General features: G+C 73.2%; 5 protein-coding genes. 2 read left to right on the top strand and 3 right to left on the bottom strand.

The window, feature by feature from the left end; translation table 11 throughout:
• The coding region (locus tag C1A33_RS21565; protein ID WP_101833218.1) for a helix-turn-helix transcriptional regulator at positions 1-761 on the bottom strand (761 nt) is incomplete at its 3' end.
• 107 nt (positions 762-868) lie between these two features.
• Between C1A33_RS21565 and C1A33_RS21570 the strand changes: the two genes are divergently transcribed.
• Positions 869-1,252 carry a VOC family protein gene (locus C1A33_RS21570; RefSeq protein ID WP_243407793.1) on the top strand — a complete coding sequence of 128 codons (384 nt, stop codon included), beginning with the start codon at positions 869-871 and terminating at the stop codon, positions 1,250-1,252.
• Between the two features lie 16 nt (positions 1,253-1,268).
• On the opposite strand, the gene C1A33_RS38420 is transcribed toward C1A33_RS21570, so the two are convergent.
• Both C1A33_RS38420 and C1A33_RS35905 read right to left on the bottom strand, forming a co-directional pair.
• Positions 1,269-1,355, bottom strand: a complete 87-nt coding sequence (locus C1A33_RS38420) for a mycothiol transferase (protein ID WP_480014660.1) — start codon at positions 1,353-1,355, stop codon at positions 1,269-1,271.
• Positions 1,356-1,426: 71 nt separating this feature from the next.
• Entirely contained in the window at positions 1,427-2,596 is a 1,170-nt protein-coding gene (locus C1A33_RS35905) for an amidohydrolase family protein (RefSeq protein ID WP_207770428.1), read from the bottom strand.
• 361 nt (positions 2,597-2,957) lie between these two features.
• On the opposite strand from C1A33_RS35905, the gene C1A33_RS21585 reads away from it, so the two are divergent.
• Positions 2,958-4,065: type I glutamate--ammonia ligase (locus C1A33_RS21585; RefSeq protein ID WP_480014659.1), on the top strand; the 1,108-nt coding region annotated here is incomplete at its 3' end.

Here is a 4,065-nt window from a genome sequence, read left to right on the forward strand (position 1 = left end):
GGGAGGCGGTAGGGGGCCATCGTCACGCCGGTGGGGGAGAAGCGGATCGTCGCCGTCTCGCGGTAGACCTCGGACTCGTAGCGGGCCGTCCAGGTAGCCCAGTAGGCCGCCAGGTCGAAGTCGGGTGGGCGGTCGCGGTCGCCGGTCGTCGTGAGGGCGAGGATCTTTCCGACGCGGTAGGTCCGCGGATCCGTCGGAGCCGGTCCCGATCCCGGCTGCGGTGCGGCGCGGGCGACGAGATACCAGGTGCCGCTTTTGAGGACGACGCCGAGGGGTTCCAGTACCCGCTCCACCTCCTGGGGCGCGCGCCAGCGGTGGTAGGTGACGTGGATGCGGTGCTGGGACCACACGGCGGCGGCGACGTCGGCGAGCAGGGGGGCGTCGAGGTGGAAGCGCTCGCGGGCGCGGCCGGCGCGTTCGCGCAGCGGCGGCGGGAGGGCGGCGAGCAGCTTGAGTTCGGCGGTGGCCGCCAGGGCGCCGAGGCCGAGGTCGTCGGCGGCGGACGGCAGGCCGGCGAGGAACAGCGAGTCGGCCTCGTCGGCGGTCAGACCGGTCAGGCGGGTGCGGTAGCCGTCGAGGAGGCGGTAGCCGCCGGTGGCGCCGCGATCGGCTATCACCGGGACGCCGGACTCGGCCAGCGACTCCAGGTCCCGGTGCACCGTGCGGACGGAGACCTCCAGCTCGTCGGCGATCTGGCGCGCCGTCAGCTTGCCGCGGGTCTGCAGCAGCATCAGGACGGACAGCAGCCGGCTGGCGCGCACATCCCGGATTCTGCCGGGGGAATCCTGACAGTGGAAGTCAGGTATCCCGTCCAGCATGGGTACCGCACAGGCGTTGACCAAGGAGAACGATCCGGGAGGACAAGGACATGACCATGGTGACGTGGGCCGGGATGATGCTGGACTGTCCGCATGCCGGTGAGCTCGCTGCGTTCTACGGCGAGCTCACCGGGTGGGGGGTCGGTGGGGCGGACCCGGAGGGGGCCTGGGCGTTCCTGTCGCCGCCGGGGACGGAGATCATGATCGGGTTCCAGCGGGTCGACGACTACCGGGCGCCGAGCTGGCCGGGACAGGACTCGCCGCAGCAGTTCCACCTGGACTTCCGGGTGGCTGACCTGGACGAGGCGGTCGGACGCGCCGAGCGGCTCGACGCGAAGGCGGCCGACGTCCAGCCCGGCGGGGACCGCTGGCGGGTGATGCTCGACCCGGCCGGGCATCCGTTCTGCCTCTGCCCGCCCGCCCCGGACGCCTGAGCCGACGGCGGCGGGTTCAGCCCATCGTGCGGGTGCCGTCGATGGCCTCGCGCAGGATGTCGGCGTGGCCGCTGTGCTGGGCGGTCTCGCCGATGATGTGCATGAGGACCTGACGGGCCGAGCGGGTGGCGCCGGCGGGGAACCAGGGGGCGCGGGTCCGGTCCGGCGGCCTGGTCAGGGGAGGGCGTAGACGCGGCGGGCGTTGTCGGCGCAGATCAGGCGGGCGACGCGGGTGGCGTCCGCGAATGTCCAGGCGTCGTCGTCGATGCCGGCCGTCAGGAAGGCGGCGAGGCCGCGGCGGAACAGCGTCGAGCCGAGCAGGAACAGTTCGGCGAGCGCGAAGGCGTCGGTGGAGAAGAGGACCTTGGCGAACGGGGCGAGTTCCAGCGCCTCGGCGAGCAGGGCGGCCGAGCCGTGGCCGGTGTTGTGGATGGCGAGGCCGAGGTCGAGGTGCACGTTCGGGAAGACCTGGGTCAGGTAGGCGGCCTCGCGGTGGAACGGGTAGCAGTGCAGCAGCATGATGCTCGCCCCGGTCGGCGCGAGGGCCCGCAGCAGGCCGGTGAGCAGCAGCGGGTTGGTGCGGGCCAGGTCGAGGTCGGCGTCGCCGTAGCCGACGTGGATCTGGACGGGCAGCTTCTCCTCGACGCCGCACCAGATGAGGAAGGAGTGCAGCACCGGGTCGCGCAGCCGGATGGCGGCGCCGTCGCGGATCTCGCCCAGCCAGGTGCGGGTGGCGGCGGCCACCTCACGGTCCGACGGGCGGTCGGCGGGCAGGTCCAGGCCGGCGCGGTAGGCGGCGACGGACTTCACCGCGATCGTCGTGGGGGCGCGCTCGGCGATGCGGGCGCGGACTGTCTCGGCGAAGTGGCCGACGCCGATCTGGCCGGTGAGCAGGTCGACGGCGGCGAGCTCGGCGATCCGTTCCAGTCGGGCGACGTCGAAGCCCTGGCCGCCGACCCAGCGGGCGAGATCCGCGGAGCCGGTCAGCGGCTCGGGCTGGAAGCCGGTGTCGACGCAGAAGCTCGCGATCCCGGCGGCGCTGAGCAGCCGGCGGTGCACCTCCTCGTGGCCGAGTTCGACCCGGCGTGCCAGGTAGGCGTCCGGCTCGGCATGGGGCGGCAGGCCGAGCACCGGGGCGCACCAGCGGCGCACGGCGAAGCCGATCTGGCTGTCGAACAGGGTCGTTCCGGGCGGGCCGGGCGTGTCGGCCTCGGTGAGCATGCCCTCGAACTCGGCCCGGGACAGATCCCGCCGGACCAGACCGTGGCAGTGATGGTCGACGAGCGGATGGTCGACGAGCGGGTGGTCGACAAGCCGGTCGGCGAGGAGGTCGATGCGCCCCATCGAAGTGGCATCCCCCCTGGAGGGGGTGGTCATGCCTGACGGTAATCGTCGCGCTGTGTCATCGAAGTCCGTGCACAGCACCTGTGGATAACTTGTGGATGACTACGGTGCTCCTGGGGACAGTCGAGGCAGGCATCAGTGATGTTGGCGCGTTTCACGCTCTTCTTGTCGGGTCGATAGCTGTGGATAACGCGTGGACGGCTGAGGATGGAGCGCGGGCGATCCGCCATCTCGGAGCGGTGATCATCGACGCTGCGTGACGTCGGCGCCGGTGTGGGTGGCATCTCGTCGGGTGTCCTGGGCGACATCCCGCCCCGGCGCGCGCGACCATGGTGCGAGGCGGCACCCCGGGAGGCGATCGATGAACGAGCCCGGCACCTCAGGCGGCCGCGACCGGCTCGCCGCGGCGGCCCGGCACGCGGCGACCAACCTCGAGGTCCGCGGCGTCGTCTGCGTCGCCTGCACCTTCGTCGACAACAGCGGGATCACCAGGGTCAAGGGTGTGCCTGTCGGCCGGCTGGACGCGGCGGTCGTCTGGGGCGTCGGCGCATCGCCCGCCTTCGACGCCTTTCTCGCCGACGACGCGATCACCACCGGCCGTTTCGCCGGCGGTCCTGTCGGCGACCTGCGTCTGCACCCGGACCTCAGCCGGCTGATCATGCTGGCCGCGCAGCCCGGCTGGGCGTGGGCGCCGGTGGACCGGCGTGACCAGAGCGGCCTGCCGCACCCGCAGGACAGCCGGGAGCTCGTTCGCGGCCAGGTGGCGCGACTGGCCGAGCGGGGACTCGGCGTCGCCGTCGCCATCGAGGTCGAGTGGGTCGTCGCAGCGGCCGGCGCGGGCGTGGCGGAGGGCGGTTTCACCCCGGCCGCGCGCGGGCCCGCGTACGGCATGACCCGGGTCACCGAGCTCGGCGACTACCTGCGTGACGTGCTCACCGCGCTGACCGACGAGGGCCTGGTCGTCGAGCAGATCCATCCCGAGTACGCCGCCAGCCAGTTCGAGGTGTCGGTCGCCGCGCAGGACCCGCTCGCCGCCGCCGACACGTGCGTGCTGGTCAAGGAGACAGTGCGGGCCGTCAGCGGGCGGCACGGGCTACGCGCGGCGTTCGCGCCGCAGATCGTCGCGGACGGGGTCGGCAACGGCGGCCACGTGCATCTCAGCCTGTGGTCGGACGACCCCGACCCCGACGCCGCGGTGCGGCCGGCCCGCGGTGGCGGCGGCCCGCTCACGCCGACGGGTCTGCCGGACGTCGCGCCGCCCGGCCTGTCCGCCTACGGCGTCCTGTCGAGCGGTGGCCCGTACGGCTCGGGCGGCTTCGGTGGTCCAGGCGGCTTCGGTGGTCCAGGTGGCTTCGGTGGTCCAGGTGGCTTCGGTGCTGCCGGTGGTATGGGGGGTCCTGGTGGGTTCGGCGGGCCGGCTGGGTTCGGTGGGCCGGGTGGCTACGGGAGCGCCGGCGGTGGGTCGGCGG

This window comes from Frankia canadensis, from assembly GCF_900197875.1.
Taxonomy (GTDB): Bacteria; Actinomycetota; Actinomycetes; order Frankiales; family Frankiaceae; genus Frankia; species Frankia canadensis.